This is a genomic window from Modestobacter sp. I12A-02662, from assembly GCF_041028325.1.
Lineage (GTDB): Bacteria > Actinomycetota > Actinomycetes > Mycobacteriales > Geodermatophilaceae > Modestobacter.
Map to the genome: position 1 here is coordinate 390,885 of NZ_JABGDE010000004.1, position 19,966 is coordinate 410,850.

Annotated in this window: 16 protein-coding genes; 10 read left to right on the forward strand and 6 right to left on the reverse strand. The window is 74.7% G+C overall.

The features are described 5' to 3' along the window. The first annotated feature begins 65 nt into the window (after positions 1-65). The 4 genes from pstS (at position 66) to pstB (ending at position 4,123) form a co-directional block, all read left to right on the forward strand. A complete protein-coding gene (pstS, locus tag HL189_RS07075) occupies positions 66-1,187 on the forward strand; it encodes a phosphate ABC transporter substrate-binding protein PstS (RefSeq protein WP_369132979.1) in 1,122 nt (373 codons plus the stop codon). A 109-nt stretch (positions 1,188-1,296) separates the two neighbouring features. Next, positions 1,297-2,241, forward strand: coding sequence for a phosphate ABC transporter permease subunit PstC (gene pstC, locus HL189_RS07080; RefSeq protein WP_369132980.1), 945 nt, complete (start codon positions 1,297-1,299; stop codon positions 2,239-2,241). Next, positions 2,241-3,320, forward strand: a complete 1,080-nt coding sequence (gene pstA, locus HL189_RS07085; RefSeq protein ID WP_369132981.1) for a phosphate ABC transporter permease PstA — start codon at positions 2,241-2,243, stop codon at positions 3,318-3,320. Before pstC ends, pstA begins: the two co-directional genes overlap by 1 nt. 23 nt (positions 3,321-3,343) lie before the next feature. Beyond that, positions 3,344-4,123: a phosphate ABC transporter ATP-binding protein PstB gene (gene pstB / locus HL189_RS07090; protein WP_369132982.1), complete on the forward strand. Its 780-nt coding sequence runs from the start codon at positions 3,344-3,346 to the stop codon at positions 4,121-4,123. Positions 4,124-4,156: 33 nt separating this feature from the next. Here the strand turns inward: pstB and HL189_RS07095 are convergent, their stop codons facing one another. Then, the gene (locus tag HL189_RS07095) at positions 4,157-6,397 is read right to left on the reverse strand and encodes a LytR C-terminal domain-containing protein (RefSeq protein ID WP_369132983.1); all 2,241 of its coding nucleotides are present in this window, start codon (positions 6,395-6,397) and stop codon (positions 4,157-4,159) included. A 191-nt stretch (positions 6,398-6,588) separates the two neighbouring features. Here HL189_RS07095 and HL189_RS07100 point away from each other — a divergent pair, with 191 nt between their 5' ends. After that, a complete protein-coding gene (locus HL189_RS07100; RefSeq protein ID WP_369132984.1) occupies positions 6,589-7,395 on the forward strand; it encodes a hypothetical protein in 807 nt (268 codons plus the stop codon). Positions 7,396-7,432: 37 nt separating this feature from the next. Here the strand turns inward: HL189_RS07100 and HL189_RS07105 are convergent, their stop codons facing one another. Both HL189_RS07105 and HL189_RS07110 read right to left on the reverse strand, forming a co-directional pair. Further along, entirely contained in the window at positions 7,433-7,861 is a 429-nt protein-coding gene (locus HL189_RS07105) for a DUF2795 domain-containing protein (RefSeq protein WP_369132985.1), read from the reverse strand. A 35-nt stretch (positions 7,862-7,896) separates the two neighbouring features. Next, positions 7,897-8,106 carry a DUF2945 domain-containing protein gene (locus HL189_RS07110; RefSeq protein WP_369132986.1) on the reverse strand — a complete coding sequence of 70 codons (210 nt, stop codon included), beginning with the start codon at positions 8,104-8,106 and terminating at the stop codon, positions 7,897-7,899. 352 nt (positions 8,107-8,458) lie between these two features. Between HL189_RS07110 and HL189_RS07115 the strand changes: the two genes are divergently transcribed. The 5 genes from HL189_RS07115 (at position 8,459) to HL189_RS07135 (ending at position 14,236) form a co-directional block, all read left to right on the forward strand. Next, on the forward strand, positions 8,459-9,286 hold the full coding sequence (locus HL189_RS07115) for a siderophore-interacting protein (RefSeq protein ID WP_369132987.1): 828 nt from the start codon (positions 8,459-8,461) through the stop codon (positions 9,284-9,286). Positions 9,287-9,483: 197 nt separating this feature from the next. Then, a complete protein-coding gene (locus tag HL189_RS07120) occupies positions 9,484-10,209 on the forward strand; it encodes a response regulator transcription factor (protein ID WP_369132988.1) in 726 nt (241 codons plus the stop codon). Between the two features lie 149 nt (positions 10,210-10,358). Then, positions 10,359-11,810, forward strand: a complete 1,452-nt coding sequence (locus HL189_RS07125) for a sensor histidine kinase (RefSeq protein ID WP_369132989.1) — start codon at positions 10,359-10,361, stop codon at positions 11,808-11,810. A gap of 204 nt (positions 11,811-12,014) precedes the next feature. Further along, the gene (cysD, locus tag HL189_RS07130) at positions 12,015-12,917 is read left to right on the forward strand and encodes a sulfate adenylyltransferase subunit CysD (RefSeq protein WP_369133066.1); all 903 of its coding nucleotides are present in this window, start codon (positions 12,015-12,017) and stop codon (positions 12,915-12,917) included. Continuing rightward, complete coding sequence (locus HL189_RS07135; RefSeq protein ID WP_369132990.1) at positions 12,917-14,236, forward strand: sulfate adenylyltransferase subunit 1; 1,320 nt, start codon at positions 12,917-12,919, stop codon at positions 14,234-14,236. The genes cysD and HL189_RS07135 overlap by 1 nt, the downstream gene beginning before the upstream one ends. A 32-nt stretch (positions 14,237-14,268) precedes the next feature. On the opposite strand, the gene HL189_RS07140 is transcribed toward HL189_RS07135, so the two are convergent. The 3 genes from HL189_RS07140 to hrpA form a co-directional block, all read right to left on the reverse strand. Continuing rightward, a complete protein-coding gene (locus tag HL189_RS07140) occupies positions 14,269-15,582 on the reverse strand; it encodes a cytochrome P450 (protein ID WP_369132991.1) in 1,314 nt (437 codons plus the stop codon). Between the two features lie 62 nt (positions 15,583-15,644). Further along, a complete protein-coding gene (locus HL189_RS07145; RefSeq protein WP_369132992.1) occupies positions 15,645-15,803 on the reverse strand; it encodes a hypothetical protein in 159 nt (52 codons plus the stop codon). 80 nt (positions 15,804-15,883) lie between these two features. After that, positions 15,884-19,861, reverse strand: coding sequence for an ATP-dependent RNA helicase HrpA (hrpA, locus tag HL189_RS07150; RefSeq protein ID WP_369132993.1), 3,978 nt, complete (start codon positions 19,859-19,861; stop codon positions 15,884-15,886). Positions 19,862-19,966 lie beyond the last annotated feature (105 nt).

Consider the following 19,966-nt stretch of genomic DNA (forward strand, 5'->3'; position numbering starts at 1 on the left):
TGTGCCTCGTAGGAACTCGCCACCCGGCATCGACGTCCGGGTCACCTCCATCGAAAGGCACTGCGTTGAAGCTCAGCACCACGACGCGCGCCGCGGCCCTCACCGCAGGGCTCGCCGCCACCCTCGCCCTCGCCGCCTGTGGCGCCGCGAACGAGACGAGTGGCGGCGCCGGCGCCGCGGGCAGCGGCGACGCCGGCGCCGAACAGCTCAGCGGCGACCTGGTCGGCGCGGGCGCCAGCAGCCAGCAGGCCGCCATGCAGGCCTGGCAGGCCGGCTTCAACAGCCAGCAGCCCGGCGTCTCCTTCAGCTACGACCCGGTCGGCTCCGGTGGTGGCCGTGAGCAGTTCATCGCCGGCGGCACCGACTTCGCCGGTTCCGACGCCGCCCTGGACGACGAGGAGCTCGCCTCGGCACAGGAGCGCTGCGCCGGGGGCGAGGTCTTCGAGCTGCCCAACTACATCTCGCCGATCGCCGTCGTCTACAACCTCGAGGGCGTCGACCAGCTGAACCTCTCCCCGGCGACCGTCGCGGGCATCTTCGCCGGCACGATCACCAACTGGAACGACCCGGCGATCGCCGCCGACAACGCCGGCGTCACCCTCCCGGACCTGGCGATCACGCCGGTGCACCGCGCGGACGACTCGGGCACCACGGACAACTTCACCGACTACATGTTCCAGACGGCCGGTGAGGTGTGGACCTCGGAGCCGGACGGCGAGTGGCCGCTGCCCGGCGGTGAGGCCGCCAACGGCACCTCCGGCGTGATCTCCGCGGTGCAGGCCGGCAACGGCGCCATCGGTTATGCCGACGCCAGCCAGGCCGGTGAGCTGGGGGTCGCCAGCATCGGTGTCGGCGGCGAGTTCGTCGCGCCGAGCGCCGAGACCGCTGCGGCGGTCGTCGAGAACAGCCCGGCGCTCGAAGGCCGCGGTCAGTACGACTTCGCGATCGAGGTCAACCGGCAGACCGAGGGTTCGGGCGAGTACCCGATCGTCCTCGTCAGCTACCACATCGGTTGCGTCGAGTACGACGACCAGGCCAAGGCCGACGCGGTGAAGGCGTTCATGGGCCACGTCGTCAGCGAGGAGGGCCAGTCGGCCGCGGCCGACGCCGCGGGCAGCGCCCCGATCTCCGACACCCTGCGTCAGCAGGCGCAGACCGCCGTCGACGCCATCACGGCCGCCGGCTGATCGACGGACCGATGCGGCGGCCCGGGGAGTCCCACGGACACTCCGGGCCGCCGTGGCGCGTCCCCCCTCACCCCTTGACCACCCCCTGCGACGAGCCACGGAGCGATCGGTGACCCTCACCAGCGCACCCCCCACTCCCCCGCGCCCGAAGCGGCGCGCCGGGGACCGGATCTTCGCCGGCAGCGCCACCGGCTCCGGGATCCTCATCCTGCTGGTGCTGGCCGGTGTCGCGATCTTCCTGATCGCCGAGGCCTGGCCGGCGATCACCGCACAGGCCGCGGATCTCCCCGGTGGCCACACCTTGACGGCCTACATCGGGCCGCTGGTCTTCGGGACGCTGATCGCCTCGGTCATCGCGCTGCTGGTCGCGACCCCGCTCGCCGTGGCGATCGCCCTCTACATCACCTACTACGCGCCGCGCCGGCTGGCGGCGGGCATGGGGTACGTGATCGACCTGCTCGCCGCGATCCCCAGCGTGGTCTACGGCTTCTGGGGCATCGCGGCACTCGCGCCCGCCCTGGTCCCCCTCTACGGCTGGCTCGAGGACAACCTCGGCTTCATCCCGTTCTTCGCCGGGCCGGCCTCGGCCACCGGCCGCACGATGCTCACCGTCGGCCTGGTGCTGGCGGTGATGATCCTGCCGATCATCTCGGCGATCTCCCGCGAGGTGTTCAGCCAGGCACCCGCGCTGCACCGCGAGGCCGCCCTCGCGCTGGGCGCGACCCGCTGGGAGATGATCCGGATGGCCGTGCTGCCCTACGGCAAGTCCGGTGTCATCGGCGGCGCCATGCTCGGCCTGGGCCGCGCGCTCGGCGAGACGATGGCCGTCGCGATCGTGCTCTCCGGGTCGGGCGGCATCACCTTCAACCTGATCTCCAGCAGCAACCCCTCGACCATCGCGGCGAACATCGCGCTGCAGTTCCCCGAGTCGACGGGGCTGGCCGTGAACACCCTGATCGCCAGCGGGCTCGCCCTGTTCGTGATCACCATGGCGGTCAACATGCTCGCCCGCTGGATCGTCAACCGGCGCGCCGACTTCTCCGGAGCCAACTGATGAGCACCCAGACCCCCTCCGCTCCGGCTCCGGTCACCGAGCACCCGGGCCCGGTCCGGAGCCACCGGCGCCTGCCCCGGTTCGCCGCGACCGGCGTGTACCTGGCCGGTCTCGTCCTCGGGGCGCTGCTGTCGGCGGTGACCGGCTTCAGCGTCGCGCTCACCGTCGTCTACGGCGCCGTCCTGGGCACGCTCGCCGTCTGGCTGACCTCGCGGGCGGTCGAGGGCCGCCGCAAGAGCACCGACCGGCTGGTCACCGCAATCGTGACCACGGCGTTCGCCATCGCGATGGTCCCGCTGGTCTCCCTGGTCTACACCGTCCTGGACAACGGGCTGCGGCGCTTCGACGGGACCTTCTTCAACTCCTCGATGCTCGGCGTCGTGGGCGAGGGCGGCGGCGCCTACCACGCCATCCTCGGCACGGTGATCATCACGCTGCTGACCACGGTGATCTCCGTGCCGATCGGCCTGCTGACCGCGATCTACCTCGTCGAGTACGGCACCGGCCGGCTGAAGCGGGCGATCACCTTCCTGGTCGACGTGATGACCGGCATCCCGTCGATCGTCGCCGGCCTGTTCGCCTTCGCCCTGTTCGCGCTGTTCTTCGGCCCGGGGATCCGGCTGGGCGTCATGGGCGCGGTCGCGCTGTCGGTGCTGATGATCCCGGTCGTCGTCCGGTCCTCGGAGGAGGTCCTCAAGCTCGTCCCCAACGAGCTGCGCGAGGCCAGCTACGCGCTGGGCGTGCCCAAGTGGCGGACGATCGTCAAGGTCGTCATCCCGACCGCGATCGCCGGCCTCGGCACCGGTGTCACCCTCGCGGTGGCCCGGGTGATCGGCGAGACCGCCCCGCTGCTGGTCACCGTCGGGATCATCAACGGCACCAACCTGAACCCGTTCGAGGGCCGGATGGCGACGCTGCCGGTCTTCGCGTTCTACCAGCTCACCCAGCCGGGCTTCCCGCCCGAGCTCGCCATCGAGCGGGCCTGGACGGCCGCGCTCGTGCTCATCATGCTGGTCATGGCGCTCAACGTCGTCGCGCGCCTGATCAGCCGCTTCTTCGCCCCCAAGACCGGTCGCTGAGACCGACCCACCCGGAGGACACTGTGGCCAAGCGCATCGACGTCTCGGACCTGGACATCTACTACGGCAACTTCAAGGCCGTGGAGGGCGTCAACATCTCCATCGAGCCCCGCAGCATCACCGCGCTGATCGGCCCCTCGGGCTGCGGCAAGTCGACCTTCCTGCGGTCGCTGAACCGCATGCACGAGGTCATCCCGGGCGCGCGCGTCGAAGGCAAGGTCGTCATCGACGGCCAGGATCTCTACGGCGCCGAGATCGACCCGGTCGACGTCCGGCGGCAGATCGGCATGGTGTTCCAGCGCCCCAACCCCTTCCCGACGATGTCGATCTACGACAACGTCGTCGCCGGCGTGCGCCTGAACAGCACGCGGATGAAGAAGTCCGAGCTGGACGACCTGGTGGAGAGGTCGCTGCGCGGGGCCAACCTCTGGACCGAGGTCAAGGACCGGCTCAACCGCCCCGGCTCGGGGCTGTCCGGCGGCCAGCAGCAGCGGCTGTGCATCGCCCGGGCGATCGCGGTGGAGCCGGAGGTGCTGTTGATGGACGAGCCGTGCTCCGCGCTCGACCCGATCTCCACGCTCGCCATCGAGGACCTGATGACGGAGCTGAAGGACCGCTTCACCATCGTCATCGTCACCCACAACATGCAGCAGGCGGCCCGGGTGAGCGAGTCCACCGGGTTCTTCAACCTCGCCGGGGTGGGCCAGCCCGGGCGGCTGGTCGAGTTCAACCCGACCGAGAAGATCTTCAGCAACCCCGACCAGAAGGCGACCGAGGACTACATCAGCGGCCGCTTCGGATGAGCCGCACCTGATCCGGGCGCCTCGACGGCCCCCTCAGCCGCAGGACGACGACGCGGCCGGGGGGGCCGTCGGCGCGGCGGCGGGAGGCACCGGGGTGCCGATGTCGACCGGGACCGGACCGGCGACGTCGGGGCCGATGACCAGCTGCACCGCGCTGCCCACCTCCGGTGTCTCCACGAGCACCGCGCCGGGCACGGCCGCGGCGACGGTGCGGGCCAGCTCGAGGGAGGCGGCGGCGTACCGGACGACGGTCCGGGTGACGGCGGCCGGTTCGGCCCCGCGCGCCCCGACGCGGAAGCCCTGGCCGACGAGTGCGTCGGCGACCTCCGCGGTGCGGCCGCCGCCGGTGGCGTCCAGCACGTCGACGGTGACCGCGGCCGGGACGACCGTCACCGTCGTCCCCTCGGGCACCGGGTCGACCGCCGCCGGGGCGGGCGCCGGCTCGGCCGGTGCGGCCGCGGCCTCCGCCGGGTCGTCCTCCGGGAGCCGGCCGGTGTAGATGACGGCGTCGAAGAGCGCGCGGGTCGCCGTCCCGTCCACGACCACCGCTGCCTGGTCGCCGCCGGCCGGGACGGAACCGATTGCGGCGACCGGCACCGTGGCGGTCTGCAGTGCGTCGCCGGAGAGGTCGCCGAGGGTCGAGGCCAGGGTCCGCACCTCGGCGAGCGTGGTGTCCTCGTCGACGGTGAAGGCGCCGGCCGCCCGGGTGAGGAACCGGGCCAGCGTCACCGGCTCGGTGACCAGGCCGGCCGACATGCCCGGCCCGAGCGTGGCGGCCAGCAGCCGCCGCTGCCGCTCGGCCGCGGCCGCCCCCGTGACGTCGGTCCCGTTCGGCCCGACGCTGCCGGCCAGGTACTCGCGCGCCTGCTCGCCGGTGGGCTCCCCGGCGGCGCCGGGCAGGCAGCCCGCTGCACCCCCGAGGGCGTCGACCAGCCCCGGCAGCCGGCCCAGGTCCACGGCCAGGTAGTGGTCGATCCGCAGGCCGGTGAGCTGCTGCACCGAGCGGACCAGGCAGGAGGGCCCGCCCTCGAGCAGGGCGGCGGCGAACGGCTCGGTGACCGGTGGGCGGACGTCGTCCTCGCCGGTGCGGCAGGCCGGGGTGTCGGTCGCCGCGGTCGGCGGGACCGAGACCAGCGTGGCGCGCTCGCCGTCGGCGGAGAGGTGCGCGACCAGCGTGCTCACCGAGGCCAACCCGGAGCGGCCGGGCAGGTCGGTGCCGACCACGAGGTAGGTCTGCGACGACTCCTGCAGCTGGGGGGCCACCACCTCGGGACCATCGGTGACCAGCGCGTCGACCCGGCTCATCGACCGGTCCACGTAGAAGTAGAGAGCCACGTGGTAGGCGAGGACGAGGCCGAGCAGCGCGCTCACGGCCACGGCGATGCGGGTCAGCCGGCGGCGGCGGGCGCTGGGCGGGGGCCGCTCGGCGCCCGGCCCGGGGTCGGCGGCCGAGTTCCCGCCGGCCGGCACGTCGAGGCCGGGGATCGGTGGGATCGGCAGGCTGCGCCGCACCCCCGGCACCGGGGCCGAGGGGTGCGCCGTCCCCGGGAACGCGGGCACCGGCCGCGGTTCGGCCGCCGGTGGCCGCGGCGGCGCCGCCGGTGGCGCGGCGGCGGGAACGGCCGGTCGGGGCCGGGGCGTCGGGGTGGGCGTCGGCCGCGGCCGGTCGGGCACCGCGGGGGGTGCGGCCGGGGTGGCCGGCGTGGCCGGCCCGGCCGACGGGCGGGGCGGGACCGGGACCGGCGGGGACGACGGCGCAGCGGTGGAACCGGTGGCCGGCGGTGCCGGCCGGGCGGGCGGGCGGGGCGGGGCGGTGGGCCGGCGTTCGGGGGCGACCTCGGGCGCGGCGGACCGGCGCACCGGCGGGCCGGCCGGCCGCTCGGGCGCCGACGGCGACGCCGACAGCGGTGGCGGTAGCGGTAGCGACGGCGACGGCGACGACGGCGGCGTGGCGGGCCGCGGGGCCTCGTCGTCCTCCGGCGGGGTGCTCGGCATCGCGGGCTGCCAGCCGGTGGGCAGCACGGGGGGCGCGGGCGGGCCGGTCCGGGGCGCCGGGTCGGCCGGCTGCCGGCCGCCGGGAGCCGGCGGCGCGCCGCGCCGCTCGGCCCGGCGACGGCCGACCCCGGTGCCGCCCGACCGGGCGATCAGCTCCTGCACCGTCAGGGGGGCCGGCGGTCCCCCGCCCGGAACGGCCTTCCCGGCCCGGGTGCTCGGCCCGGACGGGTCCCCGGCGGAGGTGCCGTCGGCTCCGTTCCGCGTCGGCTCGTCGGCCACGTGTGTCGACTTCCCATCGTCGTGGTGCTCGGCCCGGGGGTGGGCCGCCGTCCGTCTCCGCGCCCGGCCGGACGGGCCGCACACAGGCCGTTGACGATACGTGTGCACGAGGCCACTGCCCGGCGGGCACGCGGGCCGACCACCGCTCAGCCGACCGGCGGCCGCGCCCGCTGCTGCGTAGCGTGCGCGGGATGAGGCTCTCGATCCCCGGCCCGTCCGACGTCCTGGGTGCCGTAGAGGGGCTGCGGGACGGGGTCGCGCAGGGCCTCGCGCTCCTCCCCCGCGTGGTCGCCGCGGTGGGCGCCGCCGAGCAGCTGCTGGACCGGACGTCGGGGTTGCTGGACCGGATCGAGGCCGCCACCGCCCGCGCCGAGGTGGCGATGACCCGCGTCGACGAGGCCCGCGCCCGGGCGGACGAGGCGATGGAGCGGATTACGCGGTCCCAGGAGGCGGCCGACGTCGCCATCACCGCGATGGAGGGGACCCGCCGCTCCGCGGACGACGCGATCGCAGCCGTGCGGTCCAGCCAGGGCGCCGCGGACGAGGCCGTCGTGGCCGTGCGCCGCAGCACCGACGCGGCCGCGCAGCTGGTCGTGGACATCGCGGGCACCGCCGACGGGGCCAACGGCACCCTGGACCGGGCGGAGGCGATGCTGTCCGCCGTCCAGCCGCTGCTGGACGCCTACCGCCCGGTGCTCACCGACCTCGCCCCGGTCGTCGGCCGGCTCGCCACGGAGTTCAGCCCGGCGGAGGTGCAGGCGTTCGTCACGCTGATCGACCGGATGCCCGCGCTGGTGGTGCACCTGGACGAGGACGTGATCCCGGTGCTCGTCACGCTGCGGGACGTCGCCCCGGACCTGCACGCCCTGCTGGACACGGTGCAGGACATGCGGCAGGTGGTGAAGGGTTTCCCCGGCTCGAGGCTGTTCCGGCGTCGCGGGGCGGAGGAGATCGCCGCGGAGGAGGAGGACGAGGAGGCTGCGGCCGGCCAGGGGTGAGCCGGCGCCGCCCCGTGGGACGGCGCCGGCCCGGCGGTCAGGTCTCGGTCGGGTACCCGAGGGCCCGGACGACGTCCCCGATCCGCTCGTAGGTCTCCCCCTCGGGCAGCCGGGACAGCTCGTCCGCGACGGCGTCGGGAGCCCGGTGGTCACGGGCCGCCTCGACCAGGTCGGCTCCGGTGCTCGGGAAGTCGGCCCGGTCGAGCCAGCGCGCGAGCTCCGCGCGGGCGACCACGGCGTCGGGGGTCATGCCCACCGGGACGCCGCCGGTGAGCGTGCCCCCGGGGTTGGCGTCGATGTCCGGCTGGTCCTCGCCGGACGGCTCGACCTCCCGCCACTCCTCGGCCCGGGTCGCCCGCCCGCCCTTGAGCATCCCCTGCACCTCGTGCTCGAGCTGCTCGTCGACCCGGGGACTGTGCGTGGTGCTCCGGCTCGAGGCGGCGAACGTGCCGTCGGTCTCGCTCATGTGTCCTCCTCGCTCAGCGGCAGCGTTGCTGCCGGTCAGTCCTTCTCCAGCGCGCCCGGCTTGTGGACCGCGGTCCTGCCGCTCTTGTCGCTCTCCACCTCGTACTGCGGGTCGTCCTCGCTCGCCCGCACGGTGCGGCCGGCCGCCTCGGTGTCCGAGGTGATCTCCCGCTGCACGGTGCCCTCCGCCTTGCTCCCGTGGCTCTTCCACGAGACGTGGTCGCCCTCGGAGAACTCCTCGGCCATCCCCGGCCTCCCGTCTGGTCGCGTGGGCACAGCCCTGCCCGCGCCCGCGGGCCCGCACACATCAGGTGCGCCGCCGAGCGCGTGCCCGCTGCGGCGGGGGTGACGCCCGATCGGGCTCACCCCTCCGGGTCAGCCGTGATCACCAGGGCCTCGACAGCCGTCGACGATCACGTAGCGTTGCCACCCGACGGGCTCCACGGAGGACAACCGCTGGTCAGGGTGACGCCGCTGGCCACATTCCGTGACGGTCCCGTCCGCGATCGCCGGCCCGGCTGGCCCCATTCCCCCGGGGCTGGTCGGGTCGGCCCGCGCGCGTCCGGGCCCGGCCGAGCCCGCCCTAGGCTGGAGCACCGTGAGCACGCCCCTGGACGAGCAGCCCGCGGCCGGACGTCCGGCCCGCGCGATCCCGGACGCCGGCGACGTCCGCCCGGTCGACGTCCTCAGCGTCAGCGCCGTCCGGGACGTGACCCCGGCCGTCCGCCGGGTCACCCTGACCGCGCCAGCCGAGGCCGTGGCGGCGGCCGGCCCGACCATCTCCCTCCTCGTGCCGCGGATCGGCGACGCCGCACCCGCCTGGCCGCAGATCGCCCGGGACGGGCGCATCGTGTGGCCGCAGGGCAGCCACGGGGTGAGCCTGCGCAGCTACACCGCCCGCCGTCAGGACCCCGCCGCCGGCGAGCTGGACGTCGACTTCGTGCTGCACGGCGACGGTCCGGCCGCGTCGTGGGCCGCGGCCGCCGCGCCCGGTGCCCTGCTGGGCGTGGCCAGCGGCGCGCCGCTGGGGGACGCGCCCGCCGGACGGCTGCTGCTGGCCGGCGACGAGACGGCGCTGCCGGCGATCAGCCGCATCCTCGCCTCGGCCGCGCCGACCACCCGGGGAGTGGCCCTGCTGGAGGTGGCCGGCCCGGAGGAGGAGCAGCCGCTGTCCGCACCGGAGGGGGTGGAGCTGCGCTGGCTGCACCGCGCGGGCACCGGGCCGGGGCTGAGCACGCTGCTGGCCGACGCGGTGGCCGCGCTGCCGCGCCCGGACGGGGAGGACCTGTTCGCCTGGGTGGCGGCGGAGTCCGCCGCCGTCCGGGCCGTCCGTGCCGACCTGCGCGGCCGATGGGGTCTGCGGCGCGGCCAGCACCACGCCATCGGCTACTGGCGGCGTGGCCGCGCGATGGCCCCCGCCGGCTGACGACCGGGGTCAAGCCGCCTCGTCGACCGGGGAGCCGGGACACGACGCGGCTCCCCGGTCGGGCAGGCGGCTCAGCCCGGGGAGCCGGACGGAGGACACCCAGGGTCCTCACAGGTACCGTCCAGTTCGTCCGCAGGCCCCCGGCGGAGCCTGGTGGCATGACGACGACGGCCGCACAGGGTCCATCGGGAGGGGTCGTGCCCGGCAGCACCAGCAAGCCCCAGGCACCCGAGGCCCGGCTGCTCGTGGTCGACGACGAGCCCAACATCCGCGAACTGCTCTCGGCCAGCCTCCGGTTCGCCGGCTTCGAGGTGGCCACCGCCGCGGACGGCCAGCAGGCCCTCGCCGTCGCCGAGCAGTTCCGCCCCGACCTGCTCGTGCTCGACGTGATGATGCCCGGGCTGGACGGCTTCGGCGTCGTCCGCCGGCTGCGCCAGAACGGCACCCACACGCCGGTGCTCTTCCTCACCGCGCGCGACGCGGGCGAGGACAAGGTCACCGGGCTCACCCTGGGCGGCGACGACTACGTCACCAAGCCGTTCAGCCTCGACGAGGTGCTGGCCCGGATCCGGGCGGTGCTGCGCCGCAGCCAGGCCGCCCAGCGGGCCGGCGAGGCGCCGCGGCTCACCTTCGCCGACATCGAGCTGGACGAGGAGTCCCACGAGGTCCTCAAGGCCGGGAAGCTGGTCAGCCTCTCGCCCACCGAGTTCAAGCTGCTGCGCTACCTGATGACCAACGCCGGGCGGGTGCTGTCCAAGGCGCAGATCCTCGACCACGTCTGGAACTACGACTTCAACGGCGAGGCCAACGTCGTGGAGTCCTACATCTCCTACCTCCGCCGCAAGGTGGACACCACCGAGCCGCGGCTGCTGCACACGCTGCGCGGCGTCGGGTACTCGCTGCGCCTCCCCCGCGGCACGTGAGCCGACCGGCCGGCACCCGGCCGGACGGCGCACCCACCCCCGTTCCGTCCGGCCACCCGGCGCCGGGGCCCCACGGCCCCGGCGCCGACGTCGCGTCCGGGCCGCCCCCGGCGCGACCGGCGGCGCCGGCCCCGCGGATCCCGCTGCGGGTGACCCTCGTCGCCCTGCTGATCGCGCTGCTCACCCTGGCGCTGGCCGCCACCGGCTTCGCCGCCACCTCGCTGCTCCGCGGCTTCCTGCTCGACCAGCGGGACGCCCGGCTGACCGCCACGCTGGAACAGCTGGAGCAGCAGTCCGGCGAGCTCGCCCGCGCCTGCGCGCTCACCGAGCTGCGCATCCCGAGCAACGTCTACATCGCCTGCATCGACCTGACCTCCGTCGAGCCGACCGTGTCGGTCATCCAGGGCCCGAGGTCCGACGCCCACCTCCCCGAGGTGGACGACATCGACCGGGCGTCGATCGGCGGCTACGACCGCGCACCGTTCCATCTCCGCTCCGAGGACGGGTCCACGTCCTGGCGGGTGGCGGTCGCCCAGATGAGCGGCGGCTCAGCCGTCGTCGTGGGCACCGACCTCAGCGACGACCGGGCGGTGCTCACCCGGCTCGTAGTCCTGGAGGTCGGGGTCGGCCTGCTGGTCGTGGCGGTGCTGGGCGTCACCGGCTCCCTGGTGGTGCGCAACAGCCTGCGCCCCCTCGTGGAGGTCGAGCACACCGCGCAGGCGATCGCCGCCGGCGACCTGTCGCGCCGCGTCCCGGCCGGGGACGACCGGACCGAGATCGGGCGGCTGTCCCGGTCGCTCAACGGGATGCTCGCCCGGATCGAGGCCTCCTTCCGCGCGCAGCAGGCCTCCGAGGAGCAGGCCCGGACGTCGGAGAGCCGGATGCGGCGGTTCGTCGCCGACGCCAGCCACGAGCTGCGCACCCCGCTGACCTCGATCCGCGGCTTCGCCGAGCTGCACCGGCAGGGCGCCGTGCACGGGCCGGAGGACACCGCCCGGCTGATGCAGCGCATCGAGTCAGAGGCCACCCGGATGGGCCTGCTCGTCGAGGACCTGCTGCAGCTGGCCCGGCTGGACCAGCAGCGGCCGCTGTCCCTCGGCCCGGTCGACCTGGCCGAGGTCGCCGGGGACGCGGTGCACGACGCGCGCGCCGTCCAGCCGGACCGGCCGGTCAGCCTCCACCTGGACGACTCCCTGCCCGACGCCCCGGTGGTGCAGGGCGACGAGGCGCGGCTGCGGCAGGTGGTGGGCAACCTGCTGACCAACGCGCTCACCCACACACCGCCCGACGCCCGGGTCGTCGTCCGGCTGGCGGCCGACCCCGCGGACCCGGACGTGGTGGTCCTCGCCGTGCGCGACGAGGGCCCGGGGATGGCCCCGGCCGACGCCGAGCGGGTGTTCGAGCGCTTCTACCGCGCCGACACGTCGCGGACCCGGGCGGCCGGCGGCACGGGGCTCGGGCTGTCCATCGTCGCGTCGCTGGTGCGGGCGCACGGCGGGCGGGTGGAGGTGACCACCGCCCCGGGCGAAGGCGCCACCTTCACCGTCCGGCTGCCGCGCTCCGGCCCGGCCACCCCCGCGGACGGCGACGCCCCCGGTTGACCGGGTCGGCCGGCAGCTGCTCCGATCCGCGGGAAAGGCCGAGGCGACCGACCGCCGGGCCGACCGGGGCATGCCGGACACTGGTGGCGGGAATGCCCATCGACCCGATGCGGTTGGCCCACCCCAGACGCGACGTCTGCCGATGTCGCGTGCCCGCTCCACCGCCGTCCCCGGGAGTCCGTCAGCGTGAGACCGCTCGACACCCTGCCCGACCACCGGCTGACCCAGCTGCAGACGCTGGAGGCCGAGTCCATCCACGTGCTGCGCGAGGTGGCCGCCGAGTCCGAACGCCCGGTGCTGCTGTTCTCCGGTGGCAAGGACTCGATCGTGATGCTCGAGCTGGCCCGCAAGGCCTTCGCGCCCGCCCGCATCCCGTTCCCGGTGATGCACGTGGACACCGGGCTGAACTTCCCCGAGGTGCTCGAGTTCCGGGACAAGCGGGTGGCGGCGCTCGGCGTGGAGCTCGTGGTGGCCTCCGTGCCGGACGCGATCGCCGCCGGCACCGTCCGCGAGGAGCCCAACGGCTCCCGCAACCGGATCCAGACGCCCGTGCTGCTGGACGCGGTCGAGCAGCACGGGTTCACCGCGCTGTTCGGCGGCGCCCGCCGGGACGAGGACAAGGCCCGCGCCAAGGAGCGGGTGTTCTCCTTCCGCGACGAGTTCGGCCAGTGGGACCCGAAGAACCAGCGTCCCGAGCTGTGGGACCTGTACAACGGCCGCATCCACCTCGGTGAGTCGATCCGGGTGTTCCCGTTGTCCAACTGGACCGAGCTGGACATCTGGGGCTACATCGCCCAGGAGGAGATCGAGATCCCGCCGCTGTACCTGGCGCAGGAGCGGGAGGTCGTCGACCGGCAGGGGATGCTCTACGCGGTCAACGAGTTCATCACGCCCAGGGACGGCGAGACGGTGTTCCGGGAGAGCGTCCGGTACCGCACCGTCGGCGACGCGAACCTGACCGCCGCCGTCCGGTCCACCGCGACCACGGTGGAGGAGGTCATCGCCGAGATCGCGGTGACCCGGCTGACCGAGCGGGGCGCCACCCGCGGGGACGACAAGGTCAGCGACGCCGCCATGGAGGACCGGAAGAAGGAGGGGTACTTCTGATGGCCTCGCCCGAGACGCCCGTCGACGTCCGCTCGGCTGCCGCCGAGCAGGCCCACGACCTCGCCGTCGCCCGGAAGGACATCATCCGCATCGCCACCGCCGGGTCGGTGGACGACGGCAAGAGCACGCTGATCGGCCGGTTGCTGTTCGACAGCAAGGCGGTCTTCGAGGACCAGTACGCCGCCATCGAGCGGGCCAGCCGCGGCGACTACGTCGACCTCGCGCTGCTCACCGACGGCCTGCGCGCCGAGCGCGAGCAGGGCATCACCATCGACGTCGCCTACCGGTACTTCAGCACCCCGCGGCGCACCTTCATCCTGGCCGACACCCCCGGCCACGTGCAGTACACGCGCAACATGGTCACCGGTGCCTCGACCGCGGACCTGGCGATCGTGCTGGTGGACGCCCGCAAGGGCATGGTGGAGCAGAGCCGCCGGCACGCCTTCCTCGCCTCCCTGCTGCGGGTACCGCACCTGGTGGTCGCGGTGAACAAGATGGACCTGGTCGACTGGTCCGAGGACGTGTTCGAGCGCATCCGGGACGAGTTCACCGCCTTCGCCACGAAGCTCGAGGTCACCGACGTCACCGTCGTCCCCATCTCCGCGCTGCTCGGCGACAACGTGGTGACCCGCTCGACGAACATGCCCTGGTACCAGGGCACCTCGCTGCTGCACCACCTCGAGCACGTGCACGTGGCCAGCGACCGCAACCTGGTCGACACCCGGTTCCCGGTGCAGTACGTGATCCGGCCGCAGTCCGACGCCTTCCACGACTACCGCGGCTACGCCGGCCGGGTCGCCGGCGGCGTGCTGCGGCCCGGCGACGAGGTGCAGGTGCTGCCCAGCGGCCTGACCACGACGATCGCCGGGATCGACGGCCCCGACGGCCCGGTCGACGCGGCGTTCCCGCCGATGTCGGTGACCGTCCGGCTGTCCGACGACCTCGACGTCTCGCGCGGCGACATGATCTGCCGCCCGGCCAACGCCCCGCAGGTGACCCAGGACCTCGACGCGTTCGTCTGCTGGATGACCGACCAGCCGCTGCAGCCGCGCCAGCGGCTCGCGATCAAGCACACGACCCGGTCGGTCCGCGCCATGGTGAAGGACGTGCAGTACCGGCTGGACGTGAACACGCTGCACCGGGAGCAGGACGCCGGTCGCCTCGGTCTCAACGACATCGGGCGGGTCACCCTACGCACCACGCAGCCGCTGTTCGTCGACGACTACCACCGCAGCCGGGAGACCGGCCGGTTCATCCTCATCGACGAGTCCACCAACGCGACGGTGGGCGCCGGGATGCTCACACCCCCGCGCCGCTGACCGAAGGACCCCGCCCCCCGCCGGGGGCGGGGTCAGGCGAGCGTCACGGGCAGGTGCTCGAAGCCGCGCAACGTCTGCAGGTCGCGCCGCTCCGGGGTGCCGGTCACCCGTAGCCGGGGGAACCGCTCGGCCAGCGTGCGCAGCGCGACGACCGCCTCCAGCCGGGCCAGCCCCGCGCCGAGGCAGTAGTGCGCGCCGGCGGAGAACGCGAGGTGCTCCCGGGCGTTGTCCCGGCGGACGTCGAACCGGTCCGGCCGCTCGAAGACGCCGGGGTCGCGGTTCGCCGCGCCGAGCAGGATCGTCACCCGGCTGCCGGCGGGCACCGGCCGGCCGTCCAGGGTCAGGTCGCGGAGCACCGTCCGCCCGGTGATCTGCACGGGGCTGTCGATCCGCAGGACCTCCTCGACGGCGTTCGGCCAGCCGGACGGGTCGGCTGCCAGCGCCTCCCACTGCTCGCGGTGCGCGTCGAGCAGCACGACCGCGTTGCCCAGCAGGTTCACCGTCGTCTCGAAGCCGGCCCCGAGCAGCAGCAGCACCGTGGCGTGCAGCTCCCGCTCGGTGAGCGCCTCGTCGTCCGGCAGGCCGACCAGCCGGCTCACCAGGTCCTCCCCGGGCTCACGGCGGAGCTTCGCGAAGTGGTCGGCCAGGAAGCCGTGCATCTCCCGGATCGACCGCTCGGCCGCCACGTACCGCCGGTACGGCAGCCCCGGGTCGAGGGTGGCGGCGGCCGCCGCGCCCCAGCGGAGGAAGTCCTCCCGCCGATCACCCGGGACGCCGAGGAGGTCGGCGATGACGAGCACGGGCAAGGGCGCGGCGTAGCCGGTCACGAGGTCGACCGGGCCCGGGGTGGCGGCGAGCCGGTCGAGCAGCGCGTCGGCGGTGCGCTGCACCATCGGCTCGCTGGCCGCGACCGCGCGCGGGGTGAACGCCCTGCTCACCAGGCGCCGGTAGCGGGTGTGCTCGGGCGCGTCGACGACGATCATCGACGGCGGCTCGGCGACCCCGTCGGCCGACGGGTCGTCGGTCACCCGCAGCACCCACTGCGCCCAGCGCGGCGCCAGCGACCGGTCGAAGCCGACGCCGACGTCCGCGGACCGCAGCACCTCGGACGCGATCGCGTGCGAGGTGGTGACCAGGCCGAGGCTGCTGGGCACCAGGGGCCCCTGGGCGCGCAGCTGCTCGTAGAGCGGGTGCGGGTCCGCCCGCTGCGCCGGGTCGCGCAGCAACCGGCCGACCAGGTCCCCGCGCGCGGCCGCCCGCTGCAGGAACGCCCCGGGGATCCCGTGGCGCACCCCCCAGCGGAGGACCGTCCGGGGAGCGAGCCGCGCGCGCTCGGGGATCGTCATCGCCACGGGCTCAGCCCTCCGTCGCACCGGCGGGACGCGGCCGGTCCGACCGCTGCCGCAGGTTACTGCTGCGGCGCCTGGGACGGGTCGCCGTCCCAGTCCTTGCCCGCCTTGTCCGCGTTCTCCGAGGCGCTGTCGGTCTGCCCGGCGACCACCTCCACCATCTCCTCGTCGGTCAGGCCCTCGCCCGCGGCACGGGTGCTGCCGGTCGGCTCGCTCATGCGACGACTCCTCGGTACGGCGACTGGGTCACCGGGACCCTCCCCGCCGCGTCGAGCGGGCAAACCCGTCGGTCGCGGGGCTAGGCGGTCAGCTGGTCGATCGCCTTGTAGACCCGCTGCTCGGACACCGGCCGCGGCGTGCGGATCCCCTGCGCGAACAGGCTCACCCGCAGCTCCTCGATCATCCAGCGCACCCGGGCCACCGGGTCGTCCGGGCCGCCCGTGGCGGGGACCTGGGTCCGCAGCTGCTCGTACTCCGCGGTCACCGCGGCGACCTGGTCCATCCAGAGGGCGTCCCGGGCGGCGTTCGCCGGCAGCTTCTCCAGCCGGTACGCCATCCCGGTCAGGTACCGCACGAGGTCGGGCAGCCGGCGCCGGCCCGCCGCCGCCACGAACCCCTTGTGCAGCAGCCCGGCCATCTGGCGGCGCAGGTCGGCGATCGCCGCCTCGGGCACCCGCCGTCCCGGTGCCGCGCCGATGGCCACGGCCACCTCCCGCGCCTGGGTGAGCACCGCCTCGACCCGGCGCAACGCGTCGCTGGTCAGCGGCAGCAGCTCGGTGTGGGCCGTCCGCACCAGCGCGGCGAAGGCCTCGGCGTCGCGCGGCGGCCCGCCGGCCGCGGCGATCAACTCGTCGGCGGCGGCGTCGGCGCAGTCGGCGACCAGGTCGGGGATCTCACCGTCCGGGTTGAACTGCACAGCCAGCCGGGACCGCGGCGACAGCCCCTTCGCCACCTGCTTCACCGGCGTGCCCACCTCCAGCAGCAGCAGCCGGCGCGCGCCGCGCCAGCTCAGCCGGGTCGCCTCCGCCTCGGTGGGCACCACGCGGACGCCGACGGTCTCCCCCTCGTCGACCAGCGCGGGGTGGGCGGTGACCACGTGGCCCCCGCGGCGCACCTCGACGCTGCGCGGCAGCTCCCCGAAGGTCCACGACGTCTGCCCGGTGCGCTCCAGCTCCGACGCGGCGCGGGCCAGGCCGGCCCGCGCCTGCGGGGCCACCTGCGCGCGCAGCGCCGTCAGGTCCTTGCCCTCGGCCAGCGGACGGTGCTGGTCGTCGAGCACCCGGAAGGTGGCCCGCAGGTGGGCCGGCACCTCGGCCGGACGCCAGGCGTCCGGCGGGATGGTCACGGCGGTGGCCCGGCGCAGCTCCCGTTCCAGCGCCGGGAGCAGCGGCTCGGTCGGGCGGATGTGCGGCAGCACCTCGCGCACCCGGTCGGGGATCGGCACCAGGCCGCGGCGCAGCTGCTTGGGCAGCGACCGGAGCAGCTCGGTGACCAGCTCCTCGCGCAGCCCGGGCACGGTGAAGGCCAGCGACTCCCCGGAGGTCTCCGCGGCGACGGTGTCGAGCACGCCGAGCGGCACGTCGACGGTCACGCCGTCCTCGACCGCGCCCGGGTTGAACGCGTAGGACAGCGGCAGGGTCAGCCCCCGGGTCAGCTCGACCTGGTCCGGGTAGTCCTCCGGGTCGACCTGGCCGGCCACCGCCGCGTTGGTGAGCATCTCCGGGGTGAAGGTGAGCAGGTCCGGGGTCTCGCGGCGGGCCTGCTTCCACCACCGGTCGAAGTGCCGGGTGGAGACGACGTCGGCCGGGATCCGTGCGTCGTAGAGCTCGAACAGCGTCTCGTCGTCCACCCGGATGTCGCGGCGGCGGGCCCGCTCCTCCAGCTCCGCGACCCGCTCGATCGCGCGGGCGTTGTCGGCCCAGAAGCGGTGGTGCGTCGTCCACTCCCCCTGCACCAGCGCGTGCCGGACGAACAGCTCGCGGGAGACCACCGGGTCGATCGAGCCGTACTGCACGCGCCGGCCGACGACGAGCGGCAGGCCGTAGAGGGTGACCCGCTCGGTGGCGACCACGGACCCGCGCTTGGCGTCCCAGCGCGGCTCGCTGTACTGCCGCTTGACCAGGTGCTCGGCCAGCCGCTCGACGACCTCCGGGTCGATCCGCGCGACGGTCCGGGCGAACAGCCGGCTGGTCTCGACCAGCTCGGCGGCGACCACCCAGCGCGGCGGCTTCTTCGCCAGCGGCGTGCCCGGCGCGATCACGAACCGGGTGTTGCGGGTGCCCAGGTACTCCCGGCTCCCCCGCGCCCGGCCGTTGTCGCGACTCTGGCCCTTGGCGGGCTCGGCCTGGACACCGATCTGCGACAGCAGCCCGGACAGCAGCGCGGCGTGCACGCCGCGCTCGTCGGGCTCGGCGGCCAGCGAGCCGGTGGCCATGCCCAGCCGGCGGGCGGTGCTGCGCAGCTGTCCGTGCAGGTCCTGCCACTCGCGGATGCGCAGGTAGTGCAGGAACTCGCGCTTGACCGTGCGCCGGAACTGGCTGCCCGACAGGCTCTCCTGCCGCTCGCCGAGGTACCGCCAGAGGTCGAGCAGGCCCAGGAAGTCGGAGTTCTCGTCGGCGAACCGGGCGTGCAGCTCGTCGGCGGCCTGCTGGTGCTCGGCCGGGCGCTCGCGGACGTCCTGGACCGTGAGGCCCGCGGCGATGACCAGCACCTCCTCCAGGACGCCGCGGCGGTCGGCCTCGACGACCATCCGGGCGATCCGGGGGTCCAGCGGCAGCGCGGCCAGGGCCCGACCGGTGGGGGTCAGCTTCCCGGCTTCGTCGAGTGCGCCGAGCTCCTCGAGCAGCGCCACGCCGTCGGCGACCGCGCGCCGGTCCGGCGGGTCGACGAACGGGAAGTCCGCGACGTGCCCGAGCTCGAGCGCGGCCATCTGCAGCAGCACCGAGGCCAGGTTGGTGCGCAGGATCTCCGGGTCGGTGTACTCCGGCCGGGCGTCGAAGTCGTCCTGCGTGTACAGCCGGATCGCGATGCCCTCGCTGGTGCGGCCGCACCGGCCGGACCGCTGCCGGGCCGAGGCCTGGCTGATCGGCTCGATCGGCAGCCGCTGCACCTTGGTGCGATGGCTGTACCGGGAGATCCGGGCGGTGCCCGGGTCGACCACGTACTTGATGCCCGGCACGGTCAGCGACGTCTCGGCGACGTTGGTGGCGAGCACCACTCGCCGTCCGGTGTGCGGGGCGAAGACCTTGTGCTGGTCGGCCGCGCTCAACCGCGAGTAGAGCGGCAGGACGTCGATCGGTGCGCCGCCGCGCTCGGTCAGCCCGCCCAGCGCCTCGGCGGTGTCCCGGATCTCCCGCTCGCCGGCGAGGAAGACCAGCACGTCGCCCGGGCCCTCGGCGACCAGCTCGGCGCAGGCGTCGACGATCGCGCTGACCTGGTCGCGGTCCTCGTCGGCTGCCGCCTCCCCACCCACCCCGTCCGGGTCGACCACCGGCCGGTAGCGGACCTCGACCGGGTAGGTGCGGCCGGTGACCTCGACGACGGGCACGTCGGCGCCGTCGATCGAGAAGTGCTTGGCGATCCGGTCGACGTCGATGGTCGCGGAGGTGATGACCAGCTTGAGGTCGGGACGGCGGGGCAGCAGCCGGGCCAGGTAGCCCAGCAGGAAGTCGATGTTGAGGCTCCGCTCGTGGGCCTCGTCGATGACGATCGTGTCGTACTGGCGCAGCGCCCGGTCGCGCTGGATCTCGGCGAGCAGCACGCCGTCGGTCATGAGCTTGACCAGCGTCCGGTCGCCGACCTCGTCGGTGAAGCGGACCTTCCAGCCGACGACGTCGCCCAGCGGGCTGCCGAGCTCCTCGGCGATCCGCTCCGCGACCGTGCGGGCGGCGATCCGTCGGGGCTGGGTGTGCCCGATCCGGCCGCGGACGCCCCGCCCCAGCTCGAGCAGGATCTTCGGCAGCTGCGTGGTCTTGCCCGACCCGGTCTCACCGGCGACCACCACGACCTGGGAGTCGCGCAGGGCGGCGGCGATCTCGTCGCGGCGCTGACTGACCGGCAGCTCGTCGGGGTAGGTCACCGCGGGCACGGCGGCGCGCCGCCGGGCGATCCGTTGCTCGGCCGCCGCGACCTCGGTCGCGATCGCGTCCTGCTGCCGGGCGCGGGTGGCCGGGTCCTTGGTGCGCCGGGTGCCGTCGAGCCGGCGGCGCAACCGGTGCTCGTCCGCGAGTGTCAGCGCGGAAAGCCGGGCGCGCAGGTCGTCGTGCGGGGTGGTCACGGAGCTCTCGCGCTTCCTTCCGAGGGGGGTCGCGTCCAGGGTCCCACCCCCGTCGACCCGGTTGCCCACGTCACAGTCCATGCTGACTGCAACTTGTTGCATGCG

Coding starts and splice junctions, on each gene's coding strand:
- HL189_RS07135 (WP_369132990.1), top strand. CDS start 12,917: ATGGCCTCGCCCGAGACGCCCGTCGACGTCCGCTCGGCTGCCGCCGAG.
- pstA (WP_369132981.1), top strand. CDS start 2,241: ATGAGCACCCAGACCCCCTCCGCTCCGGCTCCGGTCACCGAGCACCCG.
- HL189_RS07110 (WP_369132986.1), bottom strand. CDS start 8,106: ATGGCCGAGGAGTTCTCCGAGGGCGACCACGTCTCGTGGAAGAGCCAC.
- HL189_RS07105 (WP_369132985.1), bottom strand. CDS start 7,861: ATGAGCGAGACCGACGGCACGTTCGCCGCCTCGAGCCGGAGCACCACG.
- HL189_RS07140 (WP_369132991.1), bottom strand. CDS start 15,582: ATGACGATCCCCGAGCGCGCGCGGCTCGCTCCCCGGACGGTCCTCCGC.
- HL189_RS07100 (WP_369132984.1), top strand. CDS start 6,589: ATGAGGCTCTCGATCCCCGGCCCGTCCGACGTCCTGGGTGCCGTAGAG.
- HL189_RS07145 (WP_369132992.1), bottom strand. CDS start 15,803: ATGAGCGAGCCGACCGGCAGCACCCGTGCCGCGGGCGAGGGCCTGACC.